This window comes from Ruegeria sp. CDSC052, assembly GCF_059610685.1.
On sequence record NZ_JBXWOB010000001.1, the window covers coordinates 939971 to 957023 of the forward strand.

Sequence of the window (17053 nt, forward strand, 5' to 3'; positions counted from 1 at the left end):
GGAGCGCGAGGGGCTGGCCCCTCGCGCCGGCCCTTGACAGGTCCACCACCACCTGACAAATGAAGCGAACACAACATAACCCGCAACCGGGCGTTCAGTGGGCGCCAAACCGACGAGGAGAGCCAGCCATGGCCTTGGACGCACAGTCAATCTCTCTCACTTTTCCTGACGGCAATGCACGATCCTATGACGTGGGTGTAACCCCTGCGCAGGTGGCCGCCGACATCTCGACCTCACTGGCCAAAAAGGCCATCTCAGCCACGGTGAATGGCCAGCATTGGGATCTGCAATGGCCCATTGAATCTGATGCCGAAATCGCCCTGCACACCATGAAAGATGAAGATCAGGCAAACGAACTGATCCGCCACGACCTGGCTCATATCATGGCCCGCGCCGTGCAGGAGATCTGGCCCGATACCAAAGTCACCATCGGCCCCGTCATCGAAAACGGCTGGTACTACGATTTCGACCGGGCCGAGCCATTTACGCCCGAAGACCTCGGCGCGATTGAGAAAAAGATGAAGGAAATCATCAACAAACGCGACACCGTGACCACCGAGGTCTGGGACCGTCAGCGCGCGATTGATTTCTACACCGAAAACAACGAGCCCTATAAGGTCGAACTGATCGACGCCATACCGGGCGACGAGCCATTGCGCATGTACTGGCATGGCGACTGGCAGGACCTGTGCCGTGGCCCGCATCTTCAGCATACCGGCCAGGTTCCGGGCGATGCGTTCAAGCTGATGTCCATCGCCGGCGCCTATTGGCGCGGTGACAGCGACCGTGCGATGCTGCAACGCATCTATGGCGTGGCTTTTACCGGCAAGGAAAAGCTGAAAGCGCACCTGCACATGCTGGAAGAGGCTGCCAAGCGTGACCACCGCAAGCTGGGCCGCGAAATGAACCTGTTCCACATGCAGGAAGAGGCTCCGGGCCAGATCTTCTGGCATCCGAATGGCTGGAAGATCTATACCACCCTGCAGGACTATATGCGCCGCATGCAGGAACGTGACGGCTATGTCGAAGTCAACACACCGCAGGTTGTTGACCGCAAATTGTGGGAAGCCTCGGGCCACTGGGACAAGTATCAGGAAAACATGTTCATCGTCGAAGTCGACGAGGAACATGCCCGTGAAAAGGCCGTGAACGCCCTGAAGCCGATGAATTGTCCCTGCCACGTGCAGGTGTTCAATCAGGGTCTGAAATCCTATCGCGATCTGCCTCTGCGCATGGCCGAGTTCGGGTCTTGCGCACGGTACGAACCCTCTGGCGCGCTGCATGGTATCATGCGGGTGCGCGGCTTTACCCAGGACGATGGGCATATTTTCTGCGCCGAAGATCAGATCGAATCTGAAACCGCAAAATTCATCGCGTTTCTGTCGAAGGTCTATGCCGATCTCGGTTTCCATGATTGGACCATCAAGCTCTCGACGCGCCCGGAAAAACGCATCGGGTCGGATGAAAGCTGGGATCTGGTCGAAAAAGCCCTGGGTGACGCCTGCAAGGCCGCAGGATACGACTATGAGCTTCTCGAAGGCGAAGGCGCCTTCTACGGACCCAAGCTTGAATTCACCCTGACCGACGCGATCGGCCGTACCTGGCAATGCGGCACCCTTCAGGTGGACCCCAACCTGCCCGAGCGGCTGGACGCCAATTTCATTGGCGCGGACGGATCGAAGCACCGCCCCTTCATGCTGCATCGTGCAACGCTGGGTTCGTTCGAACGGTTCATCGGCATCCTGATCGAAGAACACGCGGGCAAATTGCCCTTCTGGCTGGCCCCGCGTCAGGTCGTGGTCGCTTCGATCACCTCCGAGGCTGACGGTTACGTGCAGGAAGTGGTTGAGACACTCAAGGCCGCAGGTGTCCGAGCCGAGGCGGATATCCGCAACGAAAAGATCAACTATAAGGTTCGAGAACACTCGGTCGGCAAAGTTCCGGTCATTCTGGCCGTCGGTCACCGTGAGGTTGAGGACCGCACGGTCAGTGTCCGTCGTCTTGGTGAGAAACAGACACAAGTGCAGCCGCTTGAGGCTGTAACAAATGAACTGTCGCGGGCCGCTACGCCGCCCGACCTGCTGTAACAATCAGCGGCAAATTGCACAAAATCCGGCCCCCCCTGAGGGGCCGGATTGAAACATTTGCGTTTTATCTCTTCTAAAACAAACTATTAGTTTGCAAGATGTCATGACAGTCATTGACGGGCTCGTGAGACACAGGCTCGTGAATTCAACTGTGACCTGCAACCCATTACCTTTGTCATTGTCGAACACAGACATACGCAGTCATCAAAAGGATAACCGAGATGTCGAACACCGCTAAATCCCTTGTCATCGCAAGCGCCGTAGCCGCAGCCGTTTCAGGCATGGCCACAACCGCATCCGCACAAGCCAAAGAAAAGTGCTATGGCGTTTCTCTGGCCGGTCAGAACGATTGTGCCGCCGGTCCTGGCACCACGTGCGCGGGCACCTCGACTGTTGATTATCAGGGCAATGCCTGGACGCTGGTAGATGCCGGCACCTGCGCCGATATCGACCTGCCTCAGTCAGCTGACGGCGCTGCCCGCAAGGGATCGCTCGAGCCGCTGGAGCGCGACCTGCCGGCATAAGCCTGAGTTTTTGCCAAATCTGAGGGGCGGGCAAGAATCGCCCGCCTCTTTTTTCAAGACCGCGAGGTTACCAGATGCTGGACAGCACAATCCGATCGAACAGGCTGCCTGCGGCACCAGGCGTCGGCTATAAGCCTCAGCATTTCCAGCAGATTCTGGATCACCCGCAACCGGTCGCATGGCTGGAAATCCACGCCGAGAATTACATGGGCGATGGTGGCCGCCCGCTGGCACAGCTGCGGCACTTGTCGGAACACTTCCCGATTTCCGTCCACGGCGTTGGCCTGTCCATCGGCAGTGAAGGCCCGCTGGATACCGACCACCTGGCCCGTTTGAAACACCTCGTCGGCTGGCTCAACCCCGCCAGCTTTTCCGAACATCTGGCCTGGTCGACACATGACAGTCACTTCCTGAATGATCTGTTGCCCCTGCCCTATACCGACGCAACCCTTGCACGGATTTGCGATCATATCGACCAAGTTCAGAATGTCGTTGGGCGACAGATGCTACTTGAAAACCCGTCAAGCTATCTAGCATTTGATGAAAGCACGTGGTCCGAACCCGACTTCCTGCGCGAAATTTCGGGCCGCACCGGATGCGGGCTCTTGCTGGATGTGAATAACGTTTTCGTATCGGCGACAAATCTCGACTTCTCACCGCAGAGCTATATCGACGCCTATCCGCTGGACAAGGTCGGTGAGATCCACCTTGGCGGGCATGATGAGGATGAAGACGACCACGGGCTTCCCTTGCTGATCGATAGCCACGGGCGAGAAGTGGTTGATCCGGTTTGGGCGCTTCTGAACTATGTGCTTGAACAATCGGGACCAAAACCTGTTCTTGTGGAATGGGATACAGACGTCCCTGATTGGCCTGTCTTGCGTACCGAAGCCGATCGCGCCCAAGCGGCACTGGACCGCATTCCAGCATGAGCGTGTCGCAAGAAGAGTTTCACCTGGCTTTGCTGGATCCAGCCATGTCGGTGCCTGAGGGCCTTGTGGACGCGTCGGATCAGCCGGCGGGACGGCGTTTCAGTGTTTATCGCAACAATGTTGCCGTTTCGCTGACCGAAGCCATGCATCAGGCCTTCCCGGTGATCGCCAAGTTGCTGGGTTCGCAAAACATGGACGGGTTGGCCGGGCTTTTTCTGCGCAGCCACCCACCAACCTCGCCGTTGATGATGTTCTATGGCGAAGCGTTTCCGGATTTCCTGGCCGAGATGGATCAACTGTCGCATATCGGGTACCTGCCCGATGTGGCGCGACTGGAACTGGCCCTTCGCCGATCTTACCACGCGGCGGACAGCGTGCCAGCGTCGGACGACGCATTAGCCGTGCCACCCGAAGATCTGTTCCGGGCCCGATTGGAATTCGCACCTTCGATGCAGATCTTGCGCTCGGATTGGCCAGTCATTTCCATATGGCGGTTCAATACGGAAGACGGCGTACCGAAACCCCAAGCTGGTGCTGAAGATACCCTGATCACGCGCCGCGAATATGATCCTGTTCCTCAGGCCCTGCCGCAAGGCGGGGCGGGTTGGATCGCCGCGATGAAGGCCGGAAACACAATCGGACAGGCATTTGAAAACACTACCGAAACCACCCCGGATTTTGATCTTGGGGCCACTCTGGCGCTGCTGTTACAGGGCGGCGCTATCACTTCTGTGACTATTGAAAGGCTGGCAACATGACTGCCCTGATCTCTCTTCATAACAACGTCCTGGGACGGATCGACAGCTCGGCCAACTGGCTGACACCAACCCTGGCGCGTCTTGTCTTTGTTGCCGTGTTGCTTGTCTACTACTGGAACTCAGCCACCCTGAAAATCGACGGATCGATTTTCTCTCCGTCAGCGGGGGCGTTTGGGCAGATTTTCCCCAAAGCGGCAGAGGCCGTACTTTATGACGTAACCCAGATGACTTTTTTCCAACGCGCCGTAATCTTTCTGGGAACAGCCGCCGAATTCGTCCTGCCAGCCTTGTTGCTGGTCGGCCTGCTGACCCGGGTGGCAGCCCTTGGGATGATTGGGTTTGTTTGGGTCCAGACCATTGTCGACGTGACCGGTCATGGCGTCAAATTGGGAGGCCTGTTCGACAACGCACTTACTTTGATGGATCAGCGCGTGATGTGGACTTTCCTGTTTCTGGTCATCGCGATAAACGGAGCAGGCCCGATCTCGATCGATCGCATCCTGCGCCTGAAGTAACTCAGAAATGTGCCTTGGGCTCGTCCGGTTTACCCGCGGCCAGCCCAAGGAGACCCGCCACGGCGGCAAAGGCGACCGGGAACATGGTGAACACATTGAACCCGAACGCATAATACATCCCAGCCGCAGAAATCAGCAGCAACACGCCACCAATCAGAGCGCGGGCATGTGCCATCGCCCCGCCCGCAATAGCCAATAAAGGCGCAAGGATCGCCGCGGTTCGGATCAACTGCGCATTGTCCACCTGCTCGGCAATCCCGTCGATTTCGCCAAACCTGTCGATCAACTCGACATATCCATAGCCAACAAACCCGACCAACATGCCGATCAGACCGGCAACTACCCCTAAAATCATCGCTGCGTTACGCATTTAGAACCCTCTAGCTTGCGACCAACCACATAAGTACCCACTCAGCCAACGCCAAGGGCTGCCTGCGTTTCAGCCGTCCAGCCCAGATAAAGTGCACCGTCTTTCTCAACAAGCGGTCGCTTCATTAAGGTTGGGTGTTCCTGCAAGAGTTCCAGCGGCTCTTTTTTGCGCTGCTCTGCATCCAACCCGCGCCATGTTGTCGACCTGGTATTGAGCAAAGCCTCGCCGAAACGTTTTAGGGCCTGCGCCAGTACCGCATCCGGCACACCTTGCGCGCGAACATCGATAAAATCCGAACCCTCAAGCGATTTCAAAGCCTTACGGCAAGTATCGCAAGTCTTCAATCCATATACGCGCATTTTCAGGCTGCTCCTGTTTCGATCTTGATAATGGGCAAATTCGCCAGTGTATTCCGGTATTTCTTGATTTTTTACTTCACCGTGCAATGTTGAAAAAGACGAAACACGTAATTCGGGCCGTGTCGTGTGGACGAGACGGTGATGTGTTGCGGTTACGTCAATCGCTACCCCCACCAATTTTGTGGGACAACGTGCAAGTAGAAGGAGACACGGGAAATGCCAACTGGCACCGTGAAATGGTTCAATACCACCAAAGGCTATGGGTTTATTGCCCCTGATGAAGGCGGCAAGGACGTATTTGTTCACATCTCGGCCGTTGAAAGATCTGGTCTTACCGGACTCGCTGACAATCAGAAGGTCGCTTACGAACTAGAAGACGGACGTGACGGCCGACAAATGGCTTCAGATTTGAAGCCACTGTAAAATCCCGTTACTGCGGGTACGAAAATCAGGACAACGGCCAATTTCAGGCCGTTGGCCATCGAAAGTGATGTGCCTATTCTCGCGCCCCGCTGCTTTCGGGGCGCGTGGTTCAATTTTTCCACTTGGCACGATTCAGGACGTACTGGTCGCACAGGTGACCACCATCGTCCAGTTGCGGGATTATCTAGTCCACACTTCCATCAGTTGTTCAGGATCGCACATCCCGGCTCTTGCCCGCTCAGAGGTGAACTGGAGCGCAAGTTTTTGGTGCATGTAGCCGTGGGTTCGCAAATCACCATCGACGATGGGGGGACTCGGCCTGTGCCACGCGAGGCAGGAACAGGGTCAGACAACCGGTTTTGATCAAAACTGAAAGTGTCGTGAAACGATCGCAACCATTTCATGACGCCCCGTATAGACAGACCGCAAGCGCACTCAACTTTCCTTGATGATCGCCTCGAACTCACGCCATTCCCGCCCGGTCATGCCCGAGTTTTCCTGAGTGACCGTCTCTCCGGCCAACATCCGACGCAGGCTGTCGACCATCTGCGCGGAAAGATTGACCGCACCCAGGCGGTAATCTTCAAACGCCTTATAGGCGGCCGGCACCCAATCAGCGACGATCTTGCACATGGCATCGGCGTAAACACGAATTTCGTATTGGGCATGAGGATCCGCGCGCAGACGCAGGAAGTGGAACAGGTTGTGCAGGTCAACCTTCCAGTACCATTGCGTGTAGATATTCGCCGGAAGGTTCATCCGCGCCAGTTCACGCGCAAGCCCTTGCTGCCCGTCCTGACCCATCATCGCCTCGTAATTGTCATAACAACGCGCGCTGTCAGCTTTCAAAATCTCAAGGACGCGCGCGGCTTCTTCGCCCTGCAACGTATCGCCGCGACCCTGATTGTTGATCTCGGACTGCGCGGACACGTGCTCGGGTGCCGGGATATAGAATTCACGGTCCAAAATCGAATAGCGCGCCGAATATTCATTCACATTCGCTGTCCGGTGCCGAATCCACTGTCGCGCGACAAAAACCGGTAACTTGACGTGCAACTTTATCTCGCACATCTCAAACGGGGTCGAGTGCCAGTGCCGCATCAGATAGCGGATCAACCCTTCGTCATTTTGCACTGATTTGGTGCCCTTGCCATAGGACACGCGTGCGGCCTGACAAATCGCAGCGTCATCACCCATATAGTCGATCACGCGCACAAAACCGTGGTCCAGAACCTGATGCGCCGTGTACAGGTGTTCCTCCATCCCCGCAGCTACAACACGGCGTGTTGGATGCGATTGCGCCCGTTGCGCTTCGATCTCGCCCAGTTGGTCAGAGGACAGCGGCATGAAATTTCCTTTCCAGCAATGAGTCGCCTGCCACTATATATCGCCAATCAAAAGACAGGAACCGCGATATGTGCGCCCACATTTGCATTTTCAGAATTGTGTCCGTGCGGCCTCTCGACACGTGATGTACGCGCGCTAAGGTGCAGGGCATCACCGGAACAGAAAGGAACCCGCAATGGGGCTCACTTACCTCCACACCATGGTTCGCGTGAAGGACCTGGACAAATCCATGGCGTTTTACAAGTTGCTGGGCCTTAAGGAAACGCGCCGCTATGACAGCGAACAGGGGCGGTTTTCCCTGATCTTCATGGCTCCTGCTGGGCAAGAGGATCGACCAATCGAGTTGACCTATAACTGGGATGGGGATGACGATCTGCCCAACGACAGCCGCCATTTCGGCCATCTCGCCTATGGAGTCGACAATATTTATGAAACCTGCCAGCACCTGCAGGACAATGGAGTCGTGATCAACCGGCCACCGCGCGACGGCCGAATGGCGTTTGTCAGGTCACCCGACAATATCTCGGTAGAGTTGCTACAAAACGGTGATGCGCTGGAACCGGCCGAACCCTGGGCCAGCATGGAAAGCACCGGGCACTGGTGATCCGCTGGTTGATCACACTGGGCCTAGCCTTTTTAGCCAGCCCTCTGCGGGCCGAGCCCTGTCGCCTTGCGCTTGCGCTGGCAATGGACATTTCAACATCGGTAAGCGCAGAAGAGGACGCGCTGCAAAGGCAGGGCCTTGCCGCAGCGTTGGTTGCCCCCGAGGTGACCGAGGCCTTCTTTTCCTCGCCGATGCCGGTCGCGCTGGCTGTTTATGAATGGAGCGGCCGGGACGTTCAGCATATCATACTGGGCTGGACGATGATCAACACGCAGACCGATTTGCTGGTGGCAGCGACCACGATACAGCAATCGGTCCGATCAGACAGCGACTCGGCCACGGCGATGGGGTATGCGCTGGCCTTTGGGGCGACGCTGATGCAGCAGGCCCCGACATGTCTTTTTCAAACCATTGATCTGTCAGGTGACGGTTCGAACAACGATGGATATGGCCCGGATTCCGCCTATCGGCATTTTCCCTTTGAGAATACGATTGTGAATGGCCTGGTCATTAATGCCGCCGACTTCGAAGGCGAGCTGTATCTGATTCCCTTTTTTGAAAACAATGTCCTGTACGGCCCCGGCGCGTTCCTGGAAATCGCCGACGGGTTCCAGGATTTCGAACGCGCCATGCGGCGCAAACTTGAACGCGAACTAAAAGGTATGCAGATCGGCGCATTGTCGGGCCCCGGCCAGCGATGATACGTGCGCTTGCAACGATAGTCAGCATATTGGCCACCTCTGCGGCATCAGAATGCCGCCATGCTTTGGCTTTGGGCCTGGATGTGTCGGGATCAGTCGACAGCTCGGAATACCGGTTGCAGCTTGGCGGCTTGGCAGGTGCTTTGCGCAGGCCCGAGATTAAGCAACTCTTTCTTTCAAACACAGCAAACCCGGTACAAATCGCGATTTATGAGTGGAGCGAACCCGGCCACCAACGCCTGTTATTGGGCTGGACCGCAGTACAATCGGACCTCGATCTGGAGCGCATAGCCACCCTGCTCGACCATGTGAAACGCAGCGGCGCTCCGCAAGGAACCGCCGTCGGGTCCGCCATGCTGTTCGGTGCCGAACTTTTGGGCCAGAAACCCGATTGCTGGAAGCGGACATTGGATCTGTCGGGGGACGGAAAGCACAATATCGGCCTGCACCCAAGAAATGCGAAACAGACGCTCTCTGACGACGGTATCACGATCAATGGACTGGTCATCGGTGCCGACGACCCTGACATCGGTAGCACCCGCTATGTTCAGGTCGGAGAGCTGCTGGCCTATTTCAAAGCATGGGTCATCCTTGGCCCCGGCGCCTTTGTTGAGGTTGCCCTGGGCTTTGACGATTACGAAGAAGCAATGACCCGTAAACTGATCCGCGAACTTGAAGGCCTGACCCTATCGGATGCGGGACAGAGGCCGACCAAGCATCAGTAGATATAGCGGATCTGGTCCGTCCAATACCGTTCTACCCGCCGCAATGCTCCGGTAATGTCTTCGATCCCTTCCTGTCCAAGCACGCCGCGCGATTGTAGACCTTCGGCATGTCTCGAAAACAGCTCGGAGACGATATCGCGGATTTCCCGGCCCTGTGGCGTCAACCGGACACGCACCGAACGGCGGTCTATTTCGCAACGCTGGTGGTGCATATACCCCATCTCGACCAATTTTTTGAGGTTGTAGCTGACATTGCTGCCTTGATAGTAGCCGCGGCTTTTCAATTCACCAGCGGTAACCTCATGATCTCCGATATTGAACAAAAGCAACGCTTGAACCGCGTTGATCTCAAGAACACCGACCCGTTCAAACTCATCTTTGATAACGTCCAACAACAAACGATGAAGCCGCTCAACTAGAGCAAGTGCCTCAAGATAGCTGGTCATGAAGCCTTTGACCCCCGGCGCGGAGACCTGCATTTCCAAACTCATACGATCCTCCGATTCATTCGCGCAGTTTCAGGCAGAATGAAGCGAAAAGCCGAAAAATCAGTTAAGCCGGATAATCTTTATTTTTGAAAGGTTTGTGCGATTTCGGAAACAAGGTTCGAGAATTGGGCAGGTGGCAGGACCTGACCGGTGACCCATTGATACAGGTCCTGATCATTCTCGTGCAACAGGGCGTCGTAAACATCCAGCCCTGTTGCATCCATGGAGTCCAGATTGCGGTCTGCATAGGCAGCCAGAATCAGATCCATCTCTTTGATGCCGCGTCGCATGGAACGCATTTTCATCCGTTTGATCCTGACATTGCGCGGTTCGACCACTATTCCGCCTCCAGCATCATGCGCACACGTTTCTCCAGTCTTGCAGCCCGCTCGGCGCTGGCGCGCATCTCGCCTCGGATTGAACGAAGCTCGGATACGATTCCGGCAAGGTCAGGTGCGTTTTCTCCAGCCTCGACAGGGGCGTCCATCCCGTCGCCCTCGCCGGTGAGAAGCCACATGATCGAAACGTTGATCATGCCTGCCATCATCGACAGTCGGTTGGCCCGGGGCTCAGACAGATCATTTTCCCAGGCGGCAATCGTAGACTTCTTGACACCCAGCCTGCGGGCCAGATGTGCCTGCGTCATCCCCGCTGCTTCACGCGCCCCTGCCAGCCGGTCTCCGAATGTCGCCGCGTCGGGTCCGTACCAGTCATTTTCGTCGTTCATCGGGGTCTCCAAATCTCTTGTTTTATATCGCTTGATCGTCGTTCAGGCGCACCCTATGACAGTCAGGCTAAACATACAAACTGAGGCCGACCATGAGTTTCCTGTCTGCGACACTGTCACGCGTAAAACCATCTCCAACAATCGCGATGACAGCCAAGGCGGCCGAATTAAAGGCAGCCGGACGAGACGTAATCGGCCTAAGCGCCGGGGAGCCAGATTTCGACACGCCCCAAAACATCAAGGATGCTGCGGTGGCGGCCATCGCTGCTGGAAAGACCAAATACACCGCGCCCGATGGCATACCAGAGCTGAAGCAGGCGGTTTGCGCCAAGATGAAACGTGATCATGGACTGGACTATTCGCCTGCTCAGATCTCGGTCGGAACCGGTGGCAAGCAGACGCTGTATAACGCGCTGATGGCCACCATGAACGCGGGCGATGAGGTGGTCATACCTGCACCTTATTGGGTCAGCTATCCCGATATGGTTCTTCTGGCCGGGGGAACGCCTGTGACAGTTGAAACGACCCTGGAGAACAGTTTCAAACTAACCGCTGAACAGCTTGAGGCAGCAATTACACCAAGGACCAAATGGTTCATCTTCAACTCTCCGTCCAACCCAACCGGTGCAGGGTATAGCCGTGCGGAATTGAGAGCTTTGACCGATGTCCTGATCAGGCACCCGCATGTTTGGGTAATGACGGATGATATGTACGAGCATCTGGCCTATGACGGGTTTGAGTTCTGCACACCGGCAGAAGTCGAGCCCAGGCTTTATGACCGCACCCTGACCTGCAATGGTGTATCCAAAGCCTATGCTATGACTGGCTGGCGGATTGGCTATGCAGCAGGGCCTGCCGAATTGATTGCGGCAATGCGCAAGGTTCAGTCTCAATCGACCTCGAACCCCTGCTCGATCAGCCAATGGGCGGCGGTAGAGGCGCTGAACGGTACACAGTCCTTTCTGGCCCCGAACAATGAAACGTTCAAACGCCGCCGTGATCTGGTCATCAGCATGCTGAACCAGATCGAAGGAGTGACCTGCCCAACTCCGGAAGGTGCGTTTTACGTCTACCCTTCCATTTCCGGGTTGATCGGAAAGACCACGCCTGCAGGCACTTTGATCGACACAGACGAAGCCTTCGCAACCGCGCTTTTGGAAGAGGCTGACGTTGCAGTCGTCTTCGGCGCTGCGTTTGGGTTGTCCCCCAACTTCCGCGTCAGCTATGCTACGTCAGATGAAGCGCTGACCGAAGCCTGCACGCGCATTCAGAGGTTTTGTGCTTCGCTGACCTGATCGGAGACCTTATGACTGCCGAATTGCCTGAGTACTATTTCCGCATACGCGAAAACGGTGCCGCGGTTTTCCGGATCGACACGGAAAACCGCCAACGTCGGATTGAAATGAACCAGATCGCGGTCATCAACATCCGCAATGGAGAGGTGAAGCCGCAGGGTCAGCGCGCTCTGACTGAGGCGGATCAGGCCGAAATCGAGCGCTGGATGGCAGAACGTAAAGATCTTCTGGCGCAGCGCGATATCGACGATATTCACCGCGCGGTGGACTATCTGAACCTAACCACACAGTGGGCCCAGTCCAAAGCGACTGACCAACAGCTCGAGGACGTTACGGACCGGCTACTACTGGCGATGCATGATCTGCGCAGCGTATTGGTTCGGAAGAAAGCCGACCGGCTGAACAATGGCTAATTTGCCTTCACGCTGCCGGTTCAGCGATTATACGCACTGATCGCAACCAGAAGCGCGCCATCAACAGTACGGCGGCACAGGCAAGACCCAGCACAAGGCCCAACCAGACACCGACGCCCTCCATGCCGCGGATGAACCCAAAATAGTAGGACGCCGGAATTCCGACGACCCAATAGCTTAGCCCCGCCATGACCATTGGCACCTTGGCATCCTGCAATCCGCGCAATAGGCCCAGCGCGATCACCTGTGCACCGTCCACCAGCTGGAACAACGCAGCCATGGCCAGCAACCCGGTACCTATGGCCAGAATCTCGGGGCGTTTCGGATCCTGCGGTTCCACAAATACGGAAATCAGAGGCTCGGCGCAGGTCAGGAACAGGATGATTGTCAGGATAGACACCACAAGGGACATCCCTGTCACGGCGACGGCACCTTTTTCCAGATGCGCGCGGTCCTTGCGGCCAAGCGCATTGCCCGCCCGGATCGTGGCAGCGTTGGACAGGCCCAGATGCACCATGAATGTCGCCGAGGCGAGGTTCAGAGCGATCCCATGCGCCGCCAGCGGCACCTGACCGATCCAGCCCATCATAAAGGCCGACATCGCGAACAGAGACACTTCGGCCAGCAGGGTCAGCCCGATGGGTATGCCTAGCTTCAGAACGCTCAGCAGCATCTCCCAGTCGGGCCGCCAAAACCTTTGGAACAGGCTATGCTCGGGCAGAACTTTTACAGCATAGATGATAACCGCAATTAACGACACGGTCTGCGTCACGACCGAAGCGATAGCGGCGCCCATCACGCCCAGTTCAGGCGCACCCCAGTTGCCAAAGATCAAAGCATAGTTGGTCAGACCGTTCACCACCGCAGCAGCAACAGTGATCCACAAAACAACCTGGGTTCGCTCCAACGCCGCAAGGTAGGACTTCAAGACCATTACCACCAGAGCGGGGAACAGACCCCAGCCTGCAACCCGCAGGTATTCCGATGCAGTTTCCGCCACCTGTGGATCCTGATCTGTGGCGATCAAGATCGGGTATGACCACCACAGCAATGGCATTACCACTGCTGCATATAGCAACGACAACCAGAGCCCCATGCGGGTCGAACGGCGAATGCTGGTTTCATCGTCTTCGGCAGCGGCTGTTGCCACCATTGGCATAACGGCCAGACCGAACCCGCCCCCGAACAGGAACAGGACAAAGTAAAAGCTGCTGGCCAACGTGACCGCCGCCAGAGCTTCGACCCCGTACCAGCCAAGCATGATCGTGTCCGTCAGACCGATTGCGAACTGCGCCAGATGCCCGCCAACCAATGGCAGGCCCAGGACGGCAATGGCACGGAAATGGCCTTGATATGTCATCACCTTATTCATTCCACCAGCCATAGGCCCGGCGAAAGGCCGGGACAAGACCGGAACAGAGAAATTTCAGAGTGAGACATGGATCCGGGACAGGTGCCCTGCCCCGAACCTTAGGCCTAGCAGCGGGCGTCAGGATGCAGCGCGTTGCCCAGAATATGCTCGGATCGGTGGATCACATGATGCGCCTGACCCACGATCAAAGGATCGGGCTCGCCAACAATGCCGTGATCCTTGTCCGGGTATTCAAGTGTCGACAGAAAGTGGCGCATACAGTTCAGGCGAGCGCGTTTTTTGTCATTCGATTTCACGATAGTCCAGGGCGCATCAGCGGTGTCTGTATAAAAGAACATCGCCTCTTTCGCCTCGGTATAGTCATCCCATTTGCCAAGGCTTGCCTTGTCGATCGGAGATAGTTTCCATTGCTTCAACGGATCGGTCTCACGGCTTTGAAACCGCCGCTGTTGTTCGGGTTGCGTGACCGAAAACCAGTATTTGTAAAGCTGAATTCCCGACCTCACCAACATCCGTTCAAGCTCTGGCGTCTGGCGCATAAACTCTAGGTACTCGTTCGGAGAACAAAACCCCATCACCCTCTCGACCCCGGCGCGGTTGTACCAAGAGCGGTCGTAGAACACCATTTCACCAACGGTGGGAAGCTCGTGCACATAGCGCTGATAGTACCATTGGCCCTTTTCTTCCCAGGTGGGTTTGTTAAGGGCGACCACGCGCGCCTGACGGGGGTTCAGGTGTTCCATAAACCGTTTGATTGTACCGCCTTTACCAGCCGCATCGCGCCCTTCAAACAGCAATACGAACCGTTGACCGGTTTCCTGCGCCCACAGCTGAACCTTAAGCAACTCAGCCTGCAGTTTGGCCTTCTCGGCCTCATAGACCCGCCGGGGCATCTTGCGATGATAGGGATATCTTCCGCTTTCGAATGCCTTGCGGATCTTTTCCGGGCTTGGCTCGGAAACAGCACCTGCAACAGGTGTTTCGTCATTCACGCGTGGTAGATTTTGCTCGGGTTGCGCAGCTGCATCCATACATATTCTCCTTTTTTTCACTGTTCGAAAAAACGGCTAGCAGAACCGAAGCTTTCGCGCTTTGATTGGGGTCAAACCAAATTCACTTATACGGCGAAAAGGCCAAGAAACATGGAAACCCGATTTCAGATCCTGAATGGCCAGAGGTTTCATATTCGCCGTTGGGGGTCATCCGACCTGCCACCCTTGCTGATGCTGCACGGCTTTCCGGAATATGGTGGGGCATGGGCCGATCTGGCGCCACATCTGGCATCTCATTTCCATTGCATTGCCCCTGATCAACGCGGTTACGGCCAAAGCTGGGCACCAGAAGGTGTCGGCCAATATGCTACGTCCGAGCTAGTCTCGGATATGATCGCACTTGTCGAAGGTCTGGATACGCCAATCAGCGTTCTGGGCCATGACTGGGGCGCCGCGGTCGCCTATGGCCTGGCCATGTTCCGCCCAGATCTCGTCGGTCGTCTGATTATCGCAAACGGCGTTCACCCGGTGCCCTTCCAACGGGCTATGGCATCGGGCGGCGCACAATCCGCGGCCTCTCAATATATTAACGCGCTACGGGCCCCTGATGCCGCAACACACTTTGCCGCGAACAATTTTACCCGCTTGGAAAGTTTCTTTCGCCACGGGATGGGCTTGGACTGGCTGTCCGATGCCCGAATGGAGGACTATCGAACTGAATGGGCCCGTCCCGGTCGTCTGAATGCCATGCTGAACTGGTATCGGGCCTCTCCGCTGGTTGTGGCGAAACCGGGCGAGCCCTGCACAGACCTGCCCCGGCTTCCGGTCGAGCGGCTGATGGTTCGTTGCCCACATCTTTTGCTATGGGGCTCCGATGACAAAGCGCTGCTGCCCGAGGCGACAGACGGTCTGGAAGATTTCGCGCCCGACCTCACACGAGTCGATATTCCGGGCACGGATCACTGGTTACACCACCAGAAGCCCGAAGCAATGGCACAGGCAATCATTGAGTGGACAGACGGCTGAGGCCTATTTATGCCCCCAATCGGCAGGATCAGCCGAGTTATTGGGGGACAGCCCCAGAATGTCACCATCGGTAGAACATCCCAGCCCCAGAACGGTGCGGTTAGCATAGGCGAAATAGGCGCAGACCTGATTGATCTCGAGGATTTCTCCATCATCCCACCCCGCCTTGCGTAGGGCGGCGATGTCACCTTCCACCAATTCTGCAGGGGCCTGCGTCAGCTTGCGCGCATACAGCATGGCCGCAACCTGAGCAGCCTCCAATGGTGCGCTTTCAGGTGTCCCAGATTCGATCGCGGCACGGATTGCATTACCGCGCACTTCGTCGCCTAACAGCCTTTGCAGCCCGTTGAAATGATGCTCGACACAGTACCCGCAGTGGTTCAGGGAACTGACCCAGACACCCAGAGTTTCGAGAAACCACTTGGGAATCTGATTGGCCGAATGGTGCAGCACATTCTTGTACAACGCCATATGTCCTTCCATCGAATGCGGCCGCAAGGAATGCGCCATCATGATGTTGTCGACATTGTTGTCGGGGCCGGTGACGCGGTCGTAGAGTTTCTTCAACCGACCAGTGGCCGTATTGTAGGGGATGGTTTTTATCCAGCTCATTTTAAGATTCCTGCTGTCGCGGTGATTTGTTATCCGCAGCCTAAGAGGCCTTAGAACAGGTCGCGAAACGAAATCGTCGAACTTCTGCTCTGAGCCCAAGGTGACAGTTTGACTAAACGATTGCTATGTCTCAAATTCTAGTAAGTTCGTTATGAGAGGAAATGGCATTGTCGGACAGGAAATCGGATCAATTGAATGAGAAGATTGATGGTTTAGCCGAGAAGTACAAGTTTTGGCTTGTTATCCCGTTAGTGATTTCCAGCCTGATAGCATTCAAGAACTTGTATGTTGGGTTTGGTTTCCTGTTGTTCTTCGTTTTTATTTGGCTCTTTATTTGGGCAATGGAAAAAATACTGTACACCTTTAGTAGGTTGCTGCCAAAATCGCTAACTCAAGACCAACACAAAGCAATTGGTGAAGCAGGTGCCGCAACTCTGTTTTTGGGTGGATTTGCTATCATCGGGATCGTTCTGCGCAACGACAACTTTGTATCAGAATGGTTGCAGGAAAAGATGCCGGGCGAGATGAGCCTGGGATTCATCGATCCAGCATTTGCTGCAGTCGTTCTTCTATGTATTTGGGCATACACAGGATACCGCGTCAGCCGTTGAATTTAAGTCCGCTTTGTCCGCATCGTTTCCATTAGTGATAGCTGGTGCCGCAACCATATTGATTATCCTCTAATCGGCCAACCAGCCCCAATCCACCCACAACACCTCGCGTCCCTCTTCCCCCGGACCACATCACCTGCCATAATAGGGGGAAACTCAAAAACAAGAGCAG

General features: G+C 55.9%; 22 protein-coding genes. 13 read left to right on the forward strand and 9 right to left on the reverse strand.

Going from position 1 to position 17053, the window contains the following annotated elements:
• Positions 1-128 precede the first annotated feature (128 nt).
• The 5 genes from thrS (at position 129) to AC2FIM_RS04740 (ending at position 4816) form a co-directional block, all read left to right on the forward strand.
• Positions 129-2087 carry a threonine--tRNA ligase gene (gene thrS, locus AC2FIM_RS04720; protein WP_142632989.1) on the forward strand — a complete coding sequence of 653 codons (1959 nt, stop codon included), beginning with the start codon at positions 129-131 and terminating at the stop codon, positions 2085-2087.
• 221 nt (positions 2088-2308) lie between these two features.
• Positions 2309-2611, forward strand: a complete 303-nt coding sequence (locus AC2FIM_RS04725; protein ID WP_142632987.1) for a BufA1 family periplasmic bufferin-type metallophore — start codon at positions 2309-2311, stop codon at positions 2609-2611.
• Between the two features lie 74 nt (positions 2612-2685).
• A complete protein-coding gene (bufB, locus tag AC2FIM_RS04730) occupies positions 2686-3543 on the forward strand; it encodes an MNIO family bufferin maturase (protein ID WP_271947879.1) in 858 nt (285 codons plus the stop codon).
• The gene (locus AC2FIM_RS04735) at positions 3540-4301 is read left to right on the forward strand and encodes an HvfC/BufC family peptide modification chaperone (RefSeq protein WP_496677906.1); all 762 of its coding nucleotides are present in this window, start codon (positions 3540-3542) and stop codon (positions 4299-4301) included. Before bufB ends, AC2FIM_RS04735 begins: the two co-directional genes overlap by 4 nt.
• Entirely contained in the window at positions 4298-4816 is a 519-nt protein-coding gene (locus tag AC2FIM_RS04740; protein WP_271947885.1) for a DoxX family membrane protein, read from the forward strand. The genes AC2FIM_RS04735 and AC2FIM_RS04740 overlap by 4 nt, the downstream gene beginning before the upstream one ends.
• 1 nt (position 4817) lies before the next feature.
• On the opposite strand, the gene AC2FIM_RS04745 is transcribed toward AC2FIM_RS04740, so the two are convergent.
• A complete protein-coding gene (locus AC2FIM_RS04745) occupies positions 4818-5186 on the reverse strand; it encodes a hypothetical protein (RefSeq protein ID WP_142632981.1) in 369 nt (122 codons plus the stop codon).
• Positions 5187-5227: 41 nt separating this feature from the next.
• Positions 5228-5545 carry an ArsC/Spx/MgsR family protein gene (locus tag AC2FIM_RS04750; protein ID WP_142635075.1) on the reverse strand — a complete coding sequence of 106 codons (318 nt, stop codon included), beginning with the start codon at positions 5543-5545 and terminating at the stop codon, positions 5228-5230.
• A 216-nt stretch (positions 5546-5761) separates the two neighbouring features.
• Here AC2FIM_RS04750 and AC2FIM_RS04755 point away from each other — a divergent pair, with 216 nt between their 5' ends.
• Complete coding sequence (locus AC2FIM_RS04755; protein ID WP_142632979.1) at positions 5762-5968, forward strand: cold-shock protein; 207 nt, start codon at positions 5762-5764, stop codon at positions 5966-5968.
• A 435-nt stretch (positions 5969-6403) separates the two neighbouring features.
• Here AC2FIM_RS04755 and thyX read toward each other — a convergent pair whose 3' ends face one another.
• Complete coding sequence (gene thyX, locus AC2FIM_RS04760) at positions 6404-7315, reverse strand: FAD-dependent thymidylate synthase (RefSeq protein WP_142632978.1); 912 nt, start codon at positions 7313-7315, stop codon at positions 6404-6406.
• Positions 7316-7490: 175 nt separating this feature from the next.
• Between thyX and AC2FIM_RS04765 the strand changes: the two genes are divergently transcribed.
• The 3 genes from AC2FIM_RS04765 to AC2FIM_RS04775 are packed head-to-tail and all read left to right on the forward strand — an operon-like array spanning position 7491 to position 9345.
• The gene (locus tag AC2FIM_RS04765) at positions 7491-7919 is read left to right on the forward strand and encodes a VOC family protein (RefSeq protein WP_142632976.1); all 429 of its coding nucleotides are present in this window, start codon (positions 7491-7493) and stop codon (positions 7917-7919) included.
• Entirely contained in the window at positions 7916-8620 is a 705-nt protein-coding gene (locus tag AC2FIM_RS04770; RefSeq protein ID WP_271947892.1) for a DUF1194 domain-containing protein, read from the forward strand. The genes AC2FIM_RS04765 and AC2FIM_RS04770 overlap by 4 nt, the downstream gene beginning before the upstream one ends.
• A complete protein-coding gene (locus AC2FIM_RS04775; RefSeq protein WP_271947895.1) occupies positions 8617-9345 on the forward strand; it encodes a DUF1194 domain-containing protein in 729 nt (242 codons plus the stop codon). The genes AC2FIM_RS04770 and AC2FIM_RS04775 overlap by 4 nt, the downstream gene beginning before the upstream one ends.
• Here AC2FIM_RS04775 and AC2FIM_RS04780 read toward each other — a convergent pair.
• From AC2FIM_RS04780 to AC2FIM_RS04790, 3 genes are all read right to left on the reverse strand, one after another.
• Positions 9339-9836: a MarR family winged helix-turn-helix transcriptional regulator gene (locus tag AC2FIM_RS04780; RefSeq protein ID WP_271947897.1), complete on the reverse strand. Its 498-nt coding sequence runs from the start codon at positions 9834-9836 to the stop codon at positions 9339-9341. The two genes, AC2FIM_RS04775 and AC2FIM_RS04780, sit on opposite strands and share 7 nt — an antisense overlap.
• Positions 9837-9913: 77 nt before the next feature.
• Positions 9914-10138, reverse strand: coding sequence for a succinate dehydrogenase assembly factor 2 (locus tag AC2FIM_RS04785; RefSeq protein ID WP_271947899.1), 225 nt, complete (start codon positions 10136-10138; stop codon positions 9914-9916).
• 32 nt (positions 10139-10170) lie between these two features.
• Complete coding sequence (locus tag AC2FIM_RS04790; RefSeq protein ID WP_142632968.1) at positions 10171-10560, reverse strand: helix-turn-helix domain-containing protein; 390 nt, start codon at positions 10558-10560, stop codon at positions 10171-10173.
• A gap of 92 nt (positions 10561-10652) precedes the next feature.
• On the opposite strand from AC2FIM_RS04790, the gene AC2FIM_RS04795 reads away from it, so the two are divergent.
• Entirely contained in the window at positions 10653-11855 is a 1203-nt protein-coding gene (locus AC2FIM_RS04795) for a pyridoxal phosphate-dependent aminotransferase (RefSeq protein WP_271947902.1), read from the forward strand.
• A gap of 11 nt (positions 11856-11866) precedes the next feature.
• The gene (locus AC2FIM_RS04800; protein WP_281971859.1) at positions 11867-12268 is read left to right on the forward strand and encodes a hypothetical protein; all 402 of its coding nucleotides are present in this window, start codon (positions 11867-11869) and stop codon (positions 12266-12268) included.
• Between the two features lie 7 nt (positions 12269-12275).
• Here AC2FIM_RS04800 and AC2FIM_RS04805 read toward each other — a convergent pair whose 3' ends face one another.
• Together AC2FIM_RS04805 and ppk2 are read right to left on the reverse strand one after the other, a co-directional pair.
• Positions 12276-13640 carry an MATE family efflux transporter gene (locus AC2FIM_RS04805; RefSeq protein ID WP_496677908.1) on the reverse strand — a complete coding sequence of 455 codons (1365 nt, stop codon included), beginning with the start codon at positions 13638-13640 and terminating at the stop codon, positions 12276-12278.
• 104 nt (positions 13641-13744) lie between these two features.
• The gene (gene ppk2 / locus AC2FIM_RS04810) at positions 13745-14671 is read right to left on the reverse strand and encodes a polyphosphate kinase 2 (protein ID WP_496677909.1); all 927 of its coding nucleotides are present in this window, start codon (positions 14669-14671) and stop codon (positions 13745-13747) included.
• A gap of 111 nt (positions 14672-14782) precedes the next feature.
• On the opposite strand from ppk2, the gene AC2FIM_RS04815 reads away from it, so the two are divergent.
• On the forward strand, positions 14783-15658 hold the full coding sequence (locus AC2FIM_RS04815) for an alpha/beta fold hydrolase (protein ID WP_496677910.1): 876 nt from the start codon (positions 14783-14785) through the stop codon (positions 15656-15658).
• Between the two features lie 3 nt (positions 15659-15661).
• On the opposite strand, the gene AC2FIM_RS04820 is transcribed toward AC2FIM_RS04815, so the two are convergent.
• On the reverse strand, positions 15662-16270 hold the full coding sequence (locus AC2FIM_RS04820; protein WP_496731784.1) for a carboxymuconolactone decarboxylase family protein: 609 nt from the start codon (positions 16268-16270) through the stop codon (positions 15662-15664).
• Positions 16271-16431: 161 nt separating this feature from the next.
• Here AC2FIM_RS04820 and AC2FIM_RS04825 point away from each other — a divergent pair, with 161 nt between their 5' ends.
• Positions 16432-16881, forward strand: coding sequence for a hypothetical protein (locus AC2FIM_RS04825; RefSeq protein WP_496731786.1), 450 nt, complete (start codon positions 16432-16434; stop codon positions 16879-16881).
• Positions 16882-17053 lie beyond the last annotated feature (172 nt).